The organism is Ruminococcus sp. MCC718, from assembly GCF_018783905.1.
Classification (GTDB): domain Bacteria; phylum Bacillota; class Clostridia; order Lachnospirales; family Lachnospiraceae; genus Hominisplanchenecus; species Hominisplanchenecus faecis.
On record NZ_WQNP01000084.1, the window covers coordinates 1 to 254 of the forward strand.

Annotated in this window: 1 rRNA gene; it reads left to right on the forward strand. The window is 40.2% G+C overall.

From position 1 onward, the window contains the following. Nucleotides 1-155: 155 nt before the first annotated feature. A 23S ribosomal RNA gene (locus tag GPK60_RS08190) occupies nt 156-254 on the forward strand; the annotation flags it as partial.

The following is a 254-nucleotide window of genomic DNA, read 5'->3' on the forward strand; positions in this document are numbered from 1 at the left end:
ATGTACCTTGAAAACTGCATATAGAAAATAAATTCAAAATATCTAACAAGTTAGATAGACATCCGAGGAAGTTATCAAATAGGTAACAATCCAAGAGAAGACAACTCAGAAAAATGTCACCTGAGCCATGAATGTAACGCTATACATTCATAGGTGGTTAAGCGAATAAGAGCGCAGGGTGGATGCCTTGGCACTAAGAGCCGATGAAGGACGTGATAAGCTGCGAAAAGCTTCGGGGAGGAGCAAATATCCAT